Genomic DNA, 15,687 nt, shown 5'->3' with positions numbered 1-15,687 from the left:
CGCCCAGCGCGGCGCTCACGAGTCCCTGGCCGCGAGCCAGTCCTCGCGGGTGATCGCGTATTCGACCTCGCCGTGCTCCGAACCCGGGGCACGTTCGTGCTCCGGGAACTCTTCGAAGTACGTGCGGACGAACGTCATCTCCAGTTTTTCCATCACCCGCCGCGAGCGCTGGTTCACCGTCATGGTGAACGCCGTGACGCGCTTGACCCCCAGGTCGTCGAAACCCTTCGCGAGCAGCGCGGCCGAGCCTTCGGTGCCGTAGCCCTTGCCCCAGGCGGCCTGGTGCAGCCGGTAGCCCAGTTCGGGTTCGTCCGGCGGATCGGCCGGCCGCGACCGGAAATGGAACCACCCCAGGAAATCACCGGTCGGCTTCTCGATCGCGGCCCAGAACCCGTAACCGGGGAAACGCTCGTAGTAACCGAGGAACGCGGGGAGATCGAGAGTGACGATCTCGGTGCGATCCGCGGGCCTGCCCCCATTGAGGTACTTCATCACCGCGGGGTCGTCGTAGAGCTCGAACAGCGCGTCCGCGTCGTTCTCGGTGAACCGGCGGAGGATCAGCCGCTCGGTTTCGAGGAATACGTGCATCGGGTGATGCTGGCAGTGCCCCCACCGCCCTGGCAAAACAATTACGCGGCGGCCGCGAGAACCTCACCCAGCGCGTGCGAGCCGGCTTCGGTGAGTAGTGCCGGAACGCGTTCGCCGCACTTGCCCGGGCGGGCCGGCGCGATCAGGCCCAGGCGGGCCAGCCGGTGCACGGTGGACTGGTCGCAGCAGCTCAGGCCGTCGATGAAGAGGTCGGGTTCGCAGCTGCAGCTGATCTCGGCGTGGCCCACTGCCACGGCTCTCAATGTGGCCCGCTCACGATGGTTCAGTTCGGTGATCATGGCGGCGCCTCCTTCCCGTCGAGCTCATTAGACGCCCCGCCACCGACAGTTTCCGCCTCTCAGCGTGCGAATCCGGGTATTTAGGGGGTGTACTCAGGGGTGGCGTGTCGTCCACGTCCGGGTACCCCTTAGGCCAGGGGTTCCAACGTCGTCTTGCGCAGGTGCCGGAAAATGATCGAAGTGCGGAAGCCGACGACCTCCCGGCGGATCGCGAGCCGGTCGGCGAGGAACGCGTGCAGCCCGTCGATGTCGGGGGCGGTGACTTCGATCAGGAAATCGTCGCTGCCCGCCGTGACGTAGACCGAAAGCACTTCCGGCAGTTCGCCGATCGACTGCTGGAACGCGTCGATCACCGCCCGGCTCAGCGGCCGCACCTGCGCCGCGACCAGGGCCCGGACGCCGCGGTTGAGGCTCGCGAGGTCGATGTCGGCGTGGTAACCACGGATGACGCCGCGCTCCCGCAGCAGCCGGATCCGCTCGAGGCAGGTCGAGGGCGCGATGCCGACCTTCCGCGCGATTTCGCGGTTGGTCTGCCGCGCGTCCTCCTGCAGCAGCCGCACGATCGCCGAATCAAGTTCGTCGAGCACCGGAACCTCCTGGTCGTCACCGAATTTCGTTCGGCCATGGATCGAGACAGCCGATCTTCACTCTAGTTTCGGGCCCTATGACCGCACATGAGCAACTCGTAGCCCGCCGTGGCCGCCGATCCGGGGTCACCACGATGGTCGCCATCCATTCGAGCGCGCTCGGCCCGGCCGTCGGGGGCTGCCGCTTCAGGGCCTATCCGGGCCTGACGGAGGCCGTCGAGGACGTCCTGCGCCTGTCGGCCGCGATGACCGCGAAGTGCGCTGTCGCGGGCCTCGCCTTCGGCGGCGCGAAGAGCGTCATCGCGCTCGAGCCCGGCCGGGTGCTCTCGCCGGCGGAACGCCGGGACGTCCTGCTCGACCACGCCGAGCTGATCGCGTCGTTCGACGGTGCGTACCTGGCCGGCCCGGACGTCGGCACCGGCCCGGCCGACATGCTGGTGCTCCGCGAGGTCACGCCGCACGCGTACTGCACACCCGAAGCCGCGGGCGGCACCGGCTCGTCGAGCGGCCCGACCGCGGTCGGCGTCCTCGCCGCCCTGCGGGCCGCGTCGGGAACGCCGTCGATGGCCGGGCGCCGGGTGGTGATCAGCGGGTACGGCTCGGTCGGCGCCCACCTGGCCGCGAGCCTGCAAGCCGAAGGCGCGTCGGTGGTGGTGTCGGACATCGATCCGGCGAAGCGTGCCGAGGCTCGCGGCTTCGAGTGGGTCCCGCCGGAGAAAGCGCTCACCCTGACCGCGGACGTGGTGATCCCGGCGGCGGTGGGCGGCGTGCTGACCCCGGAGACGGTGGCCCGGCTCGACACGCCGCTGGTGGTGGGGCCGGCGAACAACCAGCTGTCCGACGACGCCGTCGCGGACGCCCTCGCCGCCCGGGGCGTGCTGTGGGTGCCGGATTACGTGGCGAGCGCGGGCGGGATCGTCTACACGCTCTCGCGGGAGGCCGAGGGCCTGGACCACGCCGCGGCGCTGGCCCGCGTCGAGGCGATCGAGGAGACGGTGGCCGACATCCTGGCGTCGGCGCGGTCCCACTCGACGACCCCGCTGCGGGAGGCGGCCGCCCTGGCCGATCGCCGCCTCACCTCGGGCACTCGGTAACGCCCCGATGTGGCGTCGGGTGCATCTGACGCACCCAATGTGGCGTTCGGTGCATCCAGCGCACCCAACGCCACATTGGGGCGCTTGGGCTCAGGGGCGCAGGGCGGCCAGCACCTCGGGGGTGGTGGTGAAGTCGCCCAGGTGGACCGGCTTGCGGTCGCCGTGGAAGTCGCTCGAGCCCGTTGCCAGCAGGCCCAGGTCCGCGGCCACCGTCCGCAGCCGCTGCCGGACCTCCGGCGGCTGCTCCGGGTGGTCGGCCTCCACCCCGGCCAGACCCGCCGCGGCCAGCGTCGCCAGCTGCGCGTCCGACACCTCCGCCCGGCGCTTCGACGACCGCGGGTGGGCCAGCACCGCCGCACCGCCCGCTCCGCGGACCAGGGCGATCGCGTCCGCCGTGGGCAGGACGTGTTTCGGGACGTCCGCGCGGCCGCCGTCGGCCAGCCAGTCCTGGGTGAACGCGTCGGTCGTCACCCCCGACGCCACCAGCGCCGCCGCGACGTGGGGTCGGCCCAGCGGCGCGCCCCCCGCGATGGCGGAGACCTGGTCCAGGGTGATCGGCGCACCCAGCTCGCGGCAGCGTTCGACGATCCGGACCGCGCGCCGGGCGCGGTCGGTGCGGATCAGCTCCAGCTCGGCCGCCAGCGGCGCGTCCGCCGGGTCGACGAAGTAGCCGAGCAGGTGCACCTCGGCGTCGTCGAGCCGGCAGGAGATCTCGACGCCGGGCACCAGCTCGACCCCGGCTTCCGCGGCGGCGGGCGCCGCCAGAGCCAGGCCGTCGAGCGTGTCGTGGTCCGTGAGCGCCACCACGGTCAGGCCCGCCTGGGCCGCCAGCCGGGGCAGGTCCGCCGGTGGTGTCGTCCCGTCCGAGGCCGTGCTGTGGGCGTGCAGGTCGATCGTCACACAGCGGATCGTGCCACCGATCGTCTTGAATGGGGGCGTGGAGATCCTCACCGACGCCGCCACGCTCGCGCTGTACACGACCGACGCCTCCAACTACCGCCACGTGCCCCGGGGCGTCGTGCTGCCGGAGACGGTCGACGACGTCGTCGCCGCGGTCGCCGCCGCCCGCGCCCGGGACCTGCCGGTGATCGCCCGCGGCGGCGGCACCAGCGTCGCGGGCAACGCGTGCGGGCCCGGGCTGGTGATCGACACTTCGCGCCACGTCGGCGGGGTGCTCTCGCTCGACCCGGACGCGCGGCTCGCGCGGGTGCTGCCCGGCACGGTGCTGGACGACCTGCAGGCCGTCGCGGCGCCGCACGGCCTGCGGTTCGGCCCGGACCCGTCGACGCACAGCCGCTGCACGATCGGCGGGATGATCGGCAACAACGCGTGCGGCTCGCACTCGGTGGCCTGGGGCCGCACGGTCGACGTCGTGCGCTCGCTGGACGTCCTGCTCTACGACGGCACGAGGCTGCGGGTGGGACGGGACGAGCCCACCGAGGGCCGGATCTTCGACGAGCTGCGCGCGCTGGTCGGGGACAATCTGGCCTTGCTGCGCAAGGAGCTCTCGACCTGGGGCCGCCGGGTGTCCGGTTACGGCCTGGAGCACCTGTTGCCGGAGAACGGTTTCGACGTCGCGAAGGCCCTGGTCGGCTCGGAAGGCACCTGCGTCACGGTGCTCGAAGCGACGGTCGCGCTGGCCGAGCTGCCCCAGCAGCGGGTGCTGGCGGTGCTGGGGTTCCCGTCCGACATCGCCGCGGCCGACGCCGTGCCGCAGATCCTGCCGTGGTCCCCGCTGACCGTCGAAGGGGTCGACGCCGAGCTCGTCGCGATGCTGCCCGGGCGTGCGGACGACCTGCCGCCGGGCGGGGCCTGGCTGTTCGTCGAGCTGGCGGGGGAGGACCCGGCCGGGCGGGCCCGCGCGCTGGCGGCGTCGCTGGAGCTGACCGGGGCCGCGGTGCTCGACGACCCGGTGGCGCAGCGGCGGCTCTGGCGGATCCGCGAAGAGGGCGCCGGCCTGGCGACCCGGCTCGCCGGCGGCGCCGAGGCGTGGCCGGGCTGGGAGGACGCGGCCGTCCCGCCCGAGCGGCTCGGCGCGTACCTGCGCGAGTTCAAGGAGCTGATGCGCGCGCACGGGCGCAGGAGCGTCGTCTACGGCCACTACGGCGAGGGCTGCCTGCACCTGCGTCTGGACTTCGATCTGCTCTCACCGCAGGGGATCGCCGGGTTCCGCCGGTTCCTGGAGGAGGCCGCGGACCTCGTCGCGTCCCACGGCGGCTCGCTCTCCGGCGAGCACGGCGACGGCCAGGCCCGCTCGGAGCTGCTGTCCCGGATGTACAGCCCCGAAATGCTCGGCGTCTTCGCCCGGTTCAAGGCGATCTTCGACCCCGCCGGGCGGATGAACCCCGGCATCCTCGTCGAGCCGCGCAAGGTCGACGCGAACCTGCGCGTCCGCTCGGCACCACTGTCCATAGAGGACGTCACGGTGCTCGGTTACCCCGAGGACCGCGGCAGTTTCGGGCAGGCGATGCGGCGTTGCGTCGGCGTGGGGAAGTGCCGCAACACCAGCGGTGGCGGTGTGATGTGCCCGAGTTTCCGCGCCACCCGCGAAGAACAGCACTCGACGCGCGGCCGGGCCCACCTGCTCGCCGAGATGATCAACGGCGAAGTCATCACGGACGGCTGGCGCTCCACGGAGGTCCACGACGCGCTCGACCTGTGCCTGTCCTGCAAGGGCTGCCTGTCGGACTGCCCGGTGGACGTCGACATGGCGACGTACAAGGCGGAGTTCCTGCACCAGCACTACCGGCGGCGGCTGCGCCCGGCGTCGCACTATTCGATGGGCTGGCTGCCGCTGTGGCTGCGGGTCAGCGCGCGGCTGCCGCGGCTGGCGAACGCGGCGGGGCGCTCGAAGGTGCTGTCCGGCCTGCTGAAACGGCTGGGCGGGATCGCGCCGGAACGCGCGCTGCCGGAGTTCGCGCGCGAGCCGTTCACGAAGGCGCGGGCCGACCTGCGGCGCCGGGCCTCCGGCGAGCGGAAGGTCGTGCTGTGGCCGGATTCGTTCAACAACTACCTGACGCCGTCGGTGCTCGACGCGGCACACGAGGTGCTGACCGCGGCCGGCTACGACGTCGTGCTGCCCGACCGCGGTGTCTGTTGTGGACTGACCTGGGTGTCGACCGGCCAGCTCGACGTCGCGCGCCGGGTGCTGCGCCGCACCTTGGACGTGCTGCAGCTCTATTTGGACGCCGGTTACGAGGTCGCCGGGCTGGAGCCGAGCTGCACGGCGCTGTTCCGCGGCGACCTGCCCGCGCTGCTGCCCGGTGACGCCCGCGCGGACCTGCTGGCGTCGCGGACGGCGACGTTCGCCGAGCTGCTGGAGCGCGCGCCGATCCCGTTCGCCGCCCTGGACGTCGACACGATCACCCAGGTGCACTGCCACCAGCACGCGGTCCTCGGCTTCACCGCCGACGAGTCGGCCATGGCGGCGGCGGGCGTCCGCAACACGACGCTGGATTCGGGGTGCTGCGGCCTGGCGGGCAACTTCGGCTTCGAGCGCGGCCACTACGACGTGTCGAAGGCGGTGGCGGAGGACCGCATGCTCCCGGCGATCCGCGCGGCCTCGCCGGACACCGTGGTGGTCTCCGACGGCTTCAGCTGCCGGACGCAGATCGCGCAGGAGTCGGGCCGTCAAGCCGTGCACCTCGCCGAGCTCCTGCGGCGCGCGCTACCGTGATCTGGTGCCCCACCACGTCTCCGCCAGCGCGTCGAGCGTCGGTTCCGGTGGCGCGGGCAGCACGTCGAGGTACCAGCGGAAGTCGCTGTAGACGTGCAGCAGCGCGTACGCGAGGCAACGCCGGGGGAAGCCCTCGTCCGGTTCGACGCCGTAACCGCGCAGCAGGTCGCGCAGGAAACCCTGGTCCCCGCCGGAAACGAACAAGCCCGCCGCCACGAAGTCGTACTCCGCGGCGCCGCGCATCGCGGGCTCGAAGTCGAACAGCCCGGTGATGCGCGGGCGGTCGCCGTCCACCATGACGTGGTCGCGCATGAACTCCGTGTGCAGCGGCACCGGGCGCGGCGCCCCGAGGTCGGCCGCGTCGAGGAACGCGGGGATCTGGGCCAGCCAAGCGTCGTCGAGCTTCGTCCGCCGATGGTGCTCGACGACCTTCGCGTGCTGCGCGGCGACGAACTCCGGCCAGTCCTTCGGCGCCAGCACGTCCAGCCTCGGGTCCTCGACGGCGTGCAGCCTGGCCAGCAGCTCGCCCAGTTCGGGGGCCAGCCGTCGTCTGTCCTCCGTGGACAGTGACGGCCAGGCCTCCTTGAGCGCCCGGCCGGGCAGGCGGGCCATCAGCAGGTGACCCCAGCCGTCCCGCTCGCCGGTCCGCTCGAGCCGGGGCGTGGGCAGGGTGCCGTGCAGCACTTCGAGCATCGTGCGCTCGGTGGTGATCTCGTCGCGGTACAGCGGTGGGTAGAGCTTGAGCACCAGGTCGTCGCCGACCGCGTACACCGGCAGCGAGCCGTCGGTGAACGGGACGACGTCGTCGCGGCCGAGCAGGGACGTGACCGCGGGCAGCAGGCTTTCGCGGGTGAGCGCGCCGAACTCCGCTTCGGTCGCCGCGGGCGGGAAGGGCACCATGATCCCGACGGTAGGGCCGCCGTCCACCGGTTATTCGGTGCGCTCCAGCAACGTCCGGGTGGCGGTGAGCACGAGACGGCAGATGTCGTCCGGGTCGGCGCTGGCCAGCGGTTCCTTGGCGGTGATCTCGCGGACCAGCCCGATGCCGAGCAGCCAGGCGATCGCGAGGTCGGCGCGCAGCTCGGCGTCCGGGGCGTCGGTCAGTTCCGTGAGCGTGGCGGCGTACTCGCGGCCGAGCTCCTGCCGCATCGCCGCGGCGGCGCTGTCGCTGCCCGGCGACCGCAGGTAGGTCTCCAGCGTCCGGTTCCGTTCGCTGCCGGGCTCCAGCATGGCGCGCAGGGTCGCGCTGAACAGCCGTTCCGGCGAGTTCGACGCGATCTGCGCACGCGTGTTGCGCGCGATGACCGCCTCGAACAGCGCCTCTTTGCTGCCGAAGTACCGGAAGAGCAGCGACTGGTTGGCGCCGGCCTCCTTGGCGATGTCCCGCACCGTGGTGCGGTCGAAACCCCGCTCGGCGAACAGCTGCGCGGCGGCGTCGAGCAGCGCCAGGCGCGTCGCGGCGGCGTCCCGCTTCCGGCCCGGCTGTTCGGTCACCGGTGAAGGTTAACCGGCAAACCGGACGCGGGCGCGGCGCGCCTACGCCTCGGCGAGCCGGATCGCCGCGGCCGGGCAGGTCAGCTCCGCCTGCCGCGCCGCGTCCCGCTCCCCGGCCGGCGGTTCCTCCGCGAGCAGGACGACCGTGCCGTCCTCTTCGTTCTGGTCGAACGTCTCCGGCGCCAGCAGCACGCACTGTCCGGAAGAGACGCACTTCCCGGTGTCCACGCTGATCTTCACAAAGTGCTCCTCACCAGGTGACGGGGACGCGGTCGACGCCGCCCGCGACGCGGTTCACGCGGACCGCGATGTCGTCGATTCCCACGGCGAGGCGCATGCCGGGGAAGCGGCGGAACAGGGCCGGGAACACCGTCCGCAGCTCGGTGCGGGCCAGGTTGGCGCCGATGCAGACGTGCGCGCCGGTACCGAAGGCGAGGTGGACGTTCGGGGTGCGGCCCGGGTCGAACTCGTCCGGCTCGGCGAAGGCCGCGGCGTCGCGGTTGGCCGCGTCGCTGGAGATGAGGACGGCGTCCCCGCGCATGATCCGGGTCCCGGCGATCTCGACGTCCTCGTGGGCGTAGCGCAGCAGGCCGGTGCCGCTGGTCGCGGTCATCCGCAGGATCTCCTCGACCGTCTGGTTCACCTCGCCGTCCGGGTCGGCGGCGAAGCGGTCGCGGCGGCTGGTGTCGGTGAGCAGGAACAGCACGCCCATCGCGATCCGCGTGGACGTCGTCTCGTGGCCGGCGAACAGCAGCCCGGCGCTCAAGCGGGCGAGGTCGTCGTCGGTGAACGCCGGGTCGCCGGCCTGGGCCGCGACCATGTCGGAGATGACGTCGGGCTGCGGGTTCGCGCGCTTGGCGTCGGCGAGACCGGTCATGTAGGCCTTGAACTCGTTCATCGCGGCCTGGGCGTCCGCGCCGCCGTCCATCACCGCGATCCGCTCGGACAGGTTCCGGAAGTGCCCGCGGTCCTCGAACGGGACGCCGAGCAGCTCGCAGATCACCAGCACCGGCAGGGGGAACGCGAGCAGCTCGGTCAGGTCGACCGCCTCGGCGGGGTGGGCGTCGTGCGCCGCCTGCATGTCGTCGAGGCAGCGGGTGGTCAGTTCGTCGATCCGGTCGCCGAGGGCGCGCATCCGCGGCGCGGAGAACGCGGGCGCGAGCATCCGCCGCATCCGCTTGTGCTCTTGTTCTTCGGTGTCGAAGTCGCCGCTCGGGCCGTCCTGGATCGCGGCGTGGGAGATCCGCGACGCCTGTTCCGGCGCCGGGTGCGAGCGGCCGAATCGCTTGTCGCGGAAGACCTCCTTGGCCTCCTCGAACGACGTCACCAGCCACGCCGGGTCGCCGGCGGGGGTGAGCACGCGGCTGATGGGAGCCTGCTGCCGGAGCGTTTCGTAGTCGGGCGCGATCGCGAGCGCGTTGGCGCGGGCGAAGGGCAGCCGAGGGGTCTCTTCGGTGGTGGTCATGAGTTCGCTCCTCGTTTCAGGTCGGAGAGCCAGGCGCGTTCGGTGTCGAACTGCTCGCAGACGTGCCGCATGGTCGCCCGGCTCCACGGATCGGCCTGCTCGGCGAGCAGCCGCGTCAGCCGCTCGCGCTCGGCGGCCAGCGCGCGGTCGCGGACCTCGATCACGCGGACGCGTTCGTCCTCGCGCAGCCAGCCGAAATTCCCCACCCTGGCGAGGAATTCGGCGTCGTTGAGCCCCAGTTCGGCCGGGAAGTCGGCGAGCATGTCGTGCAGCAGCTCCCGCCCCACATCGGTGACGGTGTAGACGTGCCGCGGCGGTTTGGCCTCCTGTTCCTCCGCGCTGCGGCTCACCGCACCGGCGTCGACGAAACGCCGCAGGGTCGGGTAGAGCGAGTTGTTCGACAGGGTGTGGCCGGTGGACGCCTCCACGGCCTTGCGCAGCTCGTAACCGTGCATCGGCTCGCGGGCCAGTCGCGACAGCAGCAGGATCTCGATCCACACCTAGGTCACCGTAACCTAGGTCTCCGTGACCCGGCAATGGCTCGCGGTGACACCCGGCCGGAAACTTTCCGTCGAGCACTGGACAAAAACGGGTCGATAACCGCGCTGACCTGGGCGGGCGGTCGCGCGTCGGACATCCTCGTCGTGACGGGGGAGGGTGCGGGTGGCGCAGCGATGGGTGACGTTGAAGGACGGCCGGAAGGTCCCGGTCGGCCGCGGCGGGGGTGTGGTCGCGGCGGTCGGCGTGGCCGTCCTGGTCGCCGGCGGCGCGGGCGTGGGAGGGGCGTTCGGCGGAGCCGCCTCGGAAGCCGGCCTGGGGGCCGCTTCCGAGGCGTTCGCCGGGAACACGGCCGGCGACGTCGTCGACTCGCTGCCGGGCCGCTCGCTCAAGACCCGTCGTGGCGAAGCGCGCGAGTCGGCCAAGCGCGGGAAATCGGGTGAAGCTTGGAGCAAGCTGCGGTTCAAGGAGCTGAAGCGGGCGGTGCGCAAGCTCGAACGTGCGGGGGACTGCGTTGCGGCCGCTTCCGGGCGGGTGCGGGACTTCCTGGTCAAGACGCCCTGCACGGCGCTGAACCGGATGCTGCTGGCGGTCGGCGACGGGCACGGCAACGCCGCGGTGATCTCGGTCGTGCGCGTCGGATTCCGGAGCAAGGCGCAGGCGCGGGAGTTCGAGAAGGTCGAGGCGGTGCAGGGGAGCGGCGACGTCCGGCCGCTGGGGATCGCCGCGGTCCTCGGGGTCGCCGGGGTGCGCATGACCGGCCTGCACTACCGGTCCCGGCCGGACGGTTACGGCATGGTCGTGGCCGAGGCCGACACCGCGACGGGCCGCGTCGACGCCGCGACGTTGGACGCGCTCGCCGACGTCGCCGCCTACCTGCCGATCAGGTGATCCTCCACGCAGCGTGGTCATCAGAGCGCTCGACGTGAGCCTCCAAGCTGTGTAGCGTTTGCAAGCGGGTGCTTACAAACGAGATCACGGGGGTTCCGCATGACCACCACGCACACCGAGCCGCTCGCGTACCCGTTCAACGAGGAGGCCGGGCTCGATCTCAACGAGGCCTACGCCGCCGCGCGGGAGGCTAATGGCCTGGTGCGGGTCAAGATGACCTACGGCGAACCGGCGTGGCTGGCCACCCGGTACGCCGATGCCCGGCTCGTGCTCGGGGATCGCCGCTTCTCACGGGCGATGGAGAAGGAGAAGGACGCTCCGCGCCGGTCGCCGATGCAGCGCGACGGCGGGATCCTGCAGATGGATCCGCCCGACCACACGCGGCTGCGGACGCTGGTCGCGAAGGCCTTCACGATGCGCCGCGTCGAGCTGCTGCGGCCGCGCGTCGTCGAGCTCGCCACCGGGCTGATCGCGGACATGAAGGCCGCCGGCGCGCCCGCGGACCTGGTCGACGCCTACGCCTTGCCGATCCCGGTCGCCGTGATCTGCGAGCTGCTCGGCGTCCCGGTCGGCGACCGGCCGAAGTTCCGCGTCTGGAGTGACGCCGCGCTGTCCACCAGCGGGCTGACCCCCGAGGAGTTCGAGCGCAACCGCGAAGAGCTGCGCGACTACATGCGCGGGCTGATCGCCGAGCACCGTGAACAGCCGCAGGACGACCTGATGACGGCGTTGATCGAGGCCCGCGACACGCGCGACCGGCTGACCGAGCTGGAGCTGGTCGACCTGTGCGTCGGCATCCTCGTCGCCGGCCACGAGACCACCGCCAGCCAGATCCCCAACTTCGTCTACGCGCTGCTGGACCAGCCCGGGCAGTGGGACCGGCTGTGCGCCGACCCCGAGCTGATCCCGGCCGCGGTCGAGGAGCTGCTGCGGTTCGTGCCGCTGGGCGCCGGCGCCGGGTTCGCGCGGTACGCCACCGAGGACGTCGAGGTCGGCGGGGCGCTGGTGCGCGCGGGTGAACCCGTGCTGGTGGCCGTCGGCGCGGCCAACCGCGACCGGCTGCAGTTCGACGACGCGGACGGGCTGCGGCTCGACCGCGAGGACAACCACCACCTCGGCTTCGGCCACGGGGTCCACCACTGCCTCGGCGCGCCGCTCGCCCGGCTCGAACTGCAGGAGGCGCTGCGCGCGTTGGTCACCGAGATGCCGGGGTTGCACCTGGCCGGCGATATCGTGTGGAAGACGCAGATGCTCGTCCGCGGACCGCGGTCGATGCCGATCGGCTGGTGACGGTGAAGGGTGACTATGAGCTGGCACGTTGAGGTCGACGAACACACCTGCATCGGCTCGGGGATGTGCGCGTCCCTGATGCCCGAGGTGTTCGCGCTGGACGGCGCGGTGGCGCACACGGTCACCGACGAGGTCGACGGCGACGAGACGGTGCTCGACGCCGCCGACTCCTGCCCGGCCATGGCGATCCTGGTGACCGACGGCGGCCGCGAGATCGGCCCGCGCCCTTAAGAAGGGTCGTAACGGCCGTGTTCGGTGACCACGGCCGTGATCAGCGCCGCCGGGGTGACGTCGAACGCGGGGTTGAACACCTCCGCGCCCGGCGGCGTGATGCCCACCCCGGCGAATTCGGTGAGCTCGCGGGCGTCGCGTTCCTCGATGGTGATGCCCGTGCCGTCCGCGAGCGAGCTGTCCACTGTGGACGACGGCGCGACGACGACGAACGGTACGTCGTGGTGCGCGGCGGCGATCGCCAGGCCGTAGGTGCCGATCTTGTTGGCGACGTCGCCGTTGGCCGCGATCCGGTCGGCGCCGACGAGCACGCAGTCGACCATCCCGCGCGCCATCGCGGCGGCGGCCGCGCCGTCGGGCTGGACCCGGTAGGGGACACCGGCCTGCGCCAGCTCCCACGCCGTCAACCGGGCACCCTGCAGCAGCGGGCGCGTCTCGTCGACGAGTACCTCCTCGACGAGGCCGCGCGCCTGAAGGTGCCAGACGACGCCGAGCGCGCTACCCCACGAGACGGTCGCGAGCCGGCCGGCGTTGCAGTGGCTGAGCAGCCGCAGCGGCCGGCGCGGGCATTCGGCCAGCACGATCTCGGCGGCGTGCGCGGACGCCGTCTTGTTCAGTTCTTCGTCTTCGGTGAGCAGGGCTTGTGCTTCGGCGAGGACGGCGTCGGCGCCCTGGCCGAGCTTGGCCAGCGCGCGTTCGACACCCCAGCGCAGGTTGACCGCGGTCGGGCGGGCGCCGGCGATCAGCTCGGCCTCGGCCCGGACGTCCCCGCCGAGGCGGGCCGCCAGCGCGACGCCGAGGGCGCCGGCACCCCCGAGCGCGGGCGCGCCGCGGACGGCGAGCCGCTTGATCGCGTCGACCAGTTCGCCGACCGTGCGCAGCTCCAGCAGCCGGTACTCGGCGGGCAGCGCGGTCTGGTCGATGATGACGATCGCGCCGTCCGCCCAGTCGATGGTCCTGCGCACGTGCCCTCCCGAAATCCGGTTGCCCGCCCGGAGAGGATGCGGGTTGTGACCATACAACGGCAGAATCCGCCCGGTCTGCACCCGACACCGGGGTACCACCACGTCACGGTCGCTTCGGCGGGCCGCACGGTGTACCTGGCCGGCCAGTGCCCGCTGGCCGCGGACGGCAAGGTCGTCGACGGCGACGTGCTCGCCCAGACCGACCAGGTCATCGCCAACACGGCGGCCGCGCTGACGTTCGCCGGCGCCACCCCGGAAGACGTGGTCCGCACGGTGATCTACGTGGCCACCGGCGACCGCGCGACGCTCTCGGCGGTCTGGGACCGCCTGACGGCGTCGGAGATCGGCGCGGCCTTCACCACGGCGAGCACCCTGCTGGGTGTCGCGCAGCTCGGGTACCCGGACCAGCTGGTGGAGCTGGACGTGACGGCGGCGCTGGCCTGAGCCGCCGCGTTCAGAGCCCGGCCATCAGATCCGTCTCCGTGATCCCCGGCCCCTGGCCGGCTCGGATGTACCACTCGGTGCCGAACGCGAAGGCGAACGCGTCGTCCGGCATCGCCAGCATGAACATGTCCTCGCTGATCTGGCTCGGGTGGGCGCGCATCGCCGCGCGTTTCACGTCCACGTACTTCGAGACGTCCACCGCCGCGGTGATCTCGGCCTCGGGCTTGCCGAACTCGACGTTCTCCGGGGGTTTCGGGGCGGCCTCCGGCGGCATCAACCCCTGTTCGACGGCCGCTTCGAAGCCGCGCTGCATGAACTCGCGGTTGAACGTGGCCTGGAAGACCCGGGCGGTGCCGGCCAGCTCGGCCGCGCGGACGCCGACGCGGTGGACCTGGATGTGGTCCGGGTGGCCGTAGTCGCCGTTGTCGTCGTAGACGGTCAGCACGCTCGCCGACTCCTCGCGCAGGATCGCCGCGAGCCGGGCGGCGGCGGTTTCGACGTCGGCCTGCCAGAAGCACCGCGGGTCGTCGTTCGTCGCCTCGCCCATCATCCCGGAGTCGCGGTAGCCGAGGAACTCGACGCGCTCGACGCCGAGGATCTCCGCGGCCGCGTGCGCCTCCCGGACCCGGCGGTCCTCGAGTTTTTCGCCCTCGGCGAGAAATCCGTCGGGTACCTCGCCGACCTCGCCGCGCGTGGCGACGACCAGCACGACGCGGTGCCCGTCTTCGACGGCTTTCCGCATGACGCCCGCGGTGCGGAGGCACTCGTCGTCGGGATGGGCGTGGAAGGTGACCAGTGTTGCCATGGATCCGACGCTACCGGGTACCTCCGACAATTTCCGTTCGCCGTCGTGCGGAGTCGCCAGGGTCCGGCGTCGTGGACCGCGAGAAGAGTTTGCTGCTGGGGTACCTGCGCGCCCAACGCGATGTCGTCCTGGCGATCCTCGACGGCTTGGACGAGACGGCGCTGACGGCCGCGGTCCTGCCGTCCGGGTGGACGCCGCTGGGGATGGTGGAGCACCTCGGGTACGCCGAGCGGTACTGGTTCCAGGAGATCGTCACCGGCACGGCCGACCCGGTCGCCTGGCCGGACGACGACCACGCGCCCCTGACCACGCCGCGTCCGCCGGAGGTCGTTTTCGCGTTCTACCGGCACCAGTGCGCGCGGTCCGACGAGATCTTCGCCGCGACGCCGCTCGCCACACCCTGCCACGCACTTTCCCCGGAGCTGCCCGAGGCGGAGGTCGGCGACCTGCGCGGGGTGGTGCTGCACATGATCGAGGAGACGGCCCGGCACGCCGGCCAGCTGGACGTCGTGCGCGAGCTGATCGACGGCCGCACCGGGCTCGGGCCGCGTTAGCCGGTCTGTTCCTTCGAACACCACCAGGTCGACCGGCCGCCGACCGTGCCGTGCGCCATCTCGGCGCCGCAGCGCGGGCAGTGGTCGCCGGCGCGGCGGTGCCCGATGATCTCGCCGGTGTGCACCCCGCCGTGCTTGATCGCGGCGCGCAACGACTTCCTCAGCGCCTTGTGGAGTTCGGTGAGGTCGTCGCCGGTGAGGCCGTCGACCGGTCGCGACGGGCTCAGTGCGGCCTGCCACAGGGTTTCGTCGGCCAGCAGGTTGCCGATCCCGGCGACCACGGACTGGTCCAGCAGCCGCGCCTTCAGCGGCGCCCGGCCGCGGCCGACGCGCTCGCGGAACTCGGCCCGCGCGACCTCGCCGGCGTCGGGGCCCAGCGCGTCCAGGTCGGGATCGAGGCGCACCCGGCTGAGCCGTCGCGTGTCGAACAACCGCAGCTGTTCGCCGTCGGCGAAGGTGATCCCGAACCGGAACCACTCGGGCTTTTCCACCCGGCGGCTGAGGTGCTCGGGGCCGAGCGGCCCGCGCTCGTCGCCGAGCCGCAGCTGGCCGGCCATCCCCAGGTGCAGGCCGAGGTTCGGGCCGGGCCGACCGTCGCCGCCTTCGGTTTCGCACCACAGGGTTTTGCCTCGCCGGTGCGCGGCGGTCAGGCGGCCGCCGGTCAGCGCGGCGGCGATGTCGCCGGGCGCGTGCGGGCGGCAGACCCAGTCGTCGTGGTCGTCGACCTCGCGGATCTTGCGGTCCAGGGCCCCGGTGAGGACCTGGCGGGCGAGCTCGACCTCGGGCAGTTCCGGCACGGGCCCAGT

General features: G+C 72.3%; 19 protein-coding genes. 7 read left to right on the top strand and 12 right to left on the bottom strand.

What is annotated here, in order from left to right:
* Positions 1–15: 15 nt before the first annotated feature.
* From ACGFMK_RS13335 to ACGFMK_RS13325, 3 genes are all read right to left on the bottom strand, one after another.
* The gene (locus ACGFMK_RS13335; RefSeq protein WP_392761679.1) at positions 16–588 is read right to left on the bottom strand and encodes a GNAT family N-acetyltransferase; all 573 of its coding nucleotides are present in this window, start codon (positions 586–588) and stop codon (positions 16–18) included.
* A gap of 41 nt (positions 589–629) precedes the next feature.
* On the bottom strand, positions 630–887 hold the full coding sequence (locus ACGFMK_RS13330) for a hypothetical protein (protein WP_392761676.1): 258 nt from the start codon (positions 885–887) through the stop codon (positions 630–632).
* Between the two features lie 128 nt (positions 888–1,015).
* A complete protein-coding gene (locus ACGFMK_RS13325) occupies positions 1,016–1,474 on the bottom strand; it encodes an Lrp/AsnC family transcriptional regulator (RefSeq protein WP_392761675.1) in 459 nt (152 codons plus the stop codon).
* A 77-nt stretch (positions 1,475–1,551) separates the two neighbouring features.
* On the opposite strand from ACGFMK_RS13325, the gene ACGFMK_RS13320 reads away from it, so the two are divergent.
* Positions 1,552–2,568 carry a Glu/Leu/Phe/Val dehydrogenase dimerization domain-containing protein gene (locus tag ACGFMK_RS13320; protein ID WP_392761672.1) on the top strand — a complete coding sequence of 339 codons (1,017 nt, stop codon included), beginning with the start codon at positions 1,552–1,554 and terminating at the stop codon, positions 2,566–2,568.
* 90 nt (positions 2,569–2,658) lie between these two features.
* Here ACGFMK_RS13320 and ACGFMK_RS13315 read toward each other — a convergent pair whose 3' ends face one another.
* The gene (locus ACGFMK_RS13315) at positions 2,659–3,468 is read right to left on the bottom strand and encodes a PHP domain-containing protein (RefSeq protein ID WP_392761669.1); all 810 of its coding nucleotides are present in this window, start codon (positions 3,466–3,468) and stop codon (positions 2,659–2,661) included.
* Positions 3,469–3,505: 37 nt separating this feature from the next.
* Here ACGFMK_RS13315 and ACGFMK_RS13310 point away from each other — a divergent pair, with 37 nt between their 5' ends.
* Positions 3,506–6,244, top strand: coding sequence for an FAD-binding and (Fe-S)-binding domain-containing protein (locus ACGFMK_RS13310; protein WP_392761666.1), 2,739 nt, complete (start codon positions 3,506–3,508; stop codon positions 6,242–6,244).
* Here the strand turns inward: ACGFMK_RS13310 and ACGFMK_RS13305 are convergent.
* Genes ACGFMK_RS13305 through ACGFMK_RS13285 form a run of 5 tightly spaced genes read right to left on the bottom strand, consistent with a single transcriptional unit; the run spans position 6,236 to position 9,703 of the window.
* The gene (locus ACGFMK_RS13305; protein ID WP_392761663.1) at positions 6,236–7,144 is read right to left on the bottom strand and encodes a phosphotransferase family protein; all 909 of its coding nucleotides are present in this window, start codon (positions 7,142–7,144) and stop codon (positions 6,236–6,238) included. The genes ACGFMK_RS13310 and ACGFMK_RS13305 overlap by 9 nt on opposite strands.
* A gap of 30 nt (positions 7,145–7,174) precedes the next feature.
* Positions 7,175–7,738, bottom strand: a complete 564-nt coding sequence (locus ACGFMK_RS13300) for a TetR family transcriptional regulator (protein WP_392761660.1) — start codon at positions 7,736–7,738, stop codon at positions 7,175–7,177.
* 42 nt (positions 7,739–7,780) lie between these two features.
* Positions 7,781–7,978 carry a ferredoxin gene (locus tag ACGFMK_RS13295; protein ID WP_392761657.1) on the bottom strand — a complete coding sequence of 66 codons (198 nt, stop codon included), beginning with the start codon at positions 7,976–7,978 and terminating at the stop codon, positions 7,781–7,783.
* A gap of 10 nt (positions 7,979–7,988) precedes the next feature.
* Positions 7,989–9,203, bottom strand: coding sequence for a cytochrome P450 (locus ACGFMK_RS13290; RefSeq protein WP_392761654.1), 1,215 nt, complete (start codon positions 9,201–9,203; stop codon positions 7,989–7,991).
* Positions 9,200–9,703, bottom strand: a complete 504-nt coding sequence (locus ACGFMK_RS13285; RefSeq protein ID WP_392761652.1) for a PadR family transcriptional regulator — start codon at positions 9,701–9,703, stop codon at positions 9,200–9,202. Before ACGFMK_RS13285 ends, ACGFMK_RS13290 begins: the two co-directional genes overlap by 4 nt.
* Positions 9,704–9,866: 163 nt before the next feature.
* Between ACGFMK_RS13285 and ACGFMK_RS13280 the strand changes: the two genes are divergently transcribed.
* The 3 genes from ACGFMK_RS13280 (at position 9,867) to ACGFMK_RS13270 (ending at position 12,113) form a co-directional block, all read left to right on the top strand.
* The gene (locus tag ACGFMK_RS13280; RefSeq protein WP_392761649.1) at positions 9,867–10,592 is read left to right on the top strand and encodes a hypothetical protein; all 726 of its coding nucleotides are present in this window, start codon (positions 9,867–9,869) and stop codon (positions 10,590–10,592) included.
* A gap of 99 nt (positions 10,593–10,691) precedes the next feature.
* Positions 10,692–11,882: a cytochrome P450 gene (locus tag ACGFMK_RS13275; protein WP_392761646.1), complete on the top strand. Its 1,191-nt coding sequence runs from the start codon at positions 10,692–10,694 to the stop codon at positions 11,880–11,882.
* Between the two features lie 15 nt (positions 11,883–11,897).
* Positions 11,898–12,113 carry a ferredoxin gene (locus tag ACGFMK_RS13270; RefSeq protein ID WP_323334049.1) on the top strand — a complete coding sequence of 72 codons (216 nt, stop codon included), beginning with the start codon at positions 11,898–11,900 and terminating at the stop codon, positions 12,111–12,113.
* On the opposite strand, the gene mtnA is transcribed toward ACGFMK_RS13270, so the two are convergent.
* Positions 12,110–13,078, bottom strand: coding sequence for an S-methyl-5-thioribose-1-phosphate isomerase (gene mtnA, locus ACGFMK_RS13265; protein ID WP_392761642.1), 969 nt, complete (start codon positions 13,076–13,078; stop codon positions 12,110–12,112). The two genes, ACGFMK_RS13270 and mtnA, sit on opposite strands and share 4 nt — an antisense overlap.
* Before the next feature lie 45 nt (positions 13,079–13,123).
* On the opposite strand from mtnA, the gene ACGFMK_RS13260 reads away from it, so the two are divergent.
* Positions 13,124–13,522 (top strand): RidA family protein, encoded by a 399-nt coding sequence (locus tag ACGFMK_RS13260; protein WP_392761640.1) that lies wholly within the window; start codon positions 13,124–13,126, stop codon positions 13,520–13,522.
* 10 nt (positions 13,523–13,532) lie between these two features.
* Here the strand turns inward: ACGFMK_RS13260 and ACGFMK_RS13255 are convergent, their stop codons facing one another.
* Positions 13,533–14,327, bottom strand: a complete 795-nt coding sequence (locus ACGFMK_RS13255) for a PIG-L family deacetylase (RefSeq protein WP_392761637.1) — start codon at positions 14,325–14,327, stop codon at positions 13,533–13,535.
* A 71-nt stretch (positions 14,328–14,398) separates the two neighbouring features.
* Here ACGFMK_RS13255 and ACGFMK_RS13250 point away from each other — a divergent pair, with 71 nt between their 5' ends.
* Positions 14,399–14,881 carry a DinB family protein gene (locus ACGFMK_RS13250; RefSeq protein ID WP_392761635.1) on the top strand — a complete coding sequence of 161 codons (483 nt, stop codon included), beginning with the start codon at positions 14,399–14,401 and terminating at the stop codon, positions 14,879–14,881.
* Here ACGFMK_RS13250 and ACGFMK_RS13245 read toward each other — a convergent pair.
* Positions 14,878–15,678, bottom strand: a complete 801-nt coding sequence (locus ACGFMK_RS13245) for an Fpg/Nei family DNA glycosylase (RefSeq protein WP_392761632.1) — start codon at positions 15,676–15,678, stop codon at positions 14,878–14,880. The two genes, ACGFMK_RS13250 and ACGFMK_RS13245, sit on opposite strands and share 4 nt — an antisense overlap.
* Positions 15,679–15,687 lie beyond the last annotated feature (9 nt).

Origin of the sequence: Amycolatopsis sp. NPDC049252, assembly GCF_043197175.1 — a bacterium.
In the GTDB taxonomy this organism is placed as follows: domain Bacteria; phylum Actinomycetota; class Actinomycetes; order Mycobacteriales; family Pseudonocardiaceae; genus Amycolatopsis.
This window is presented reverse-complemented; position numbering and strand designations above follow the sequence as displayed.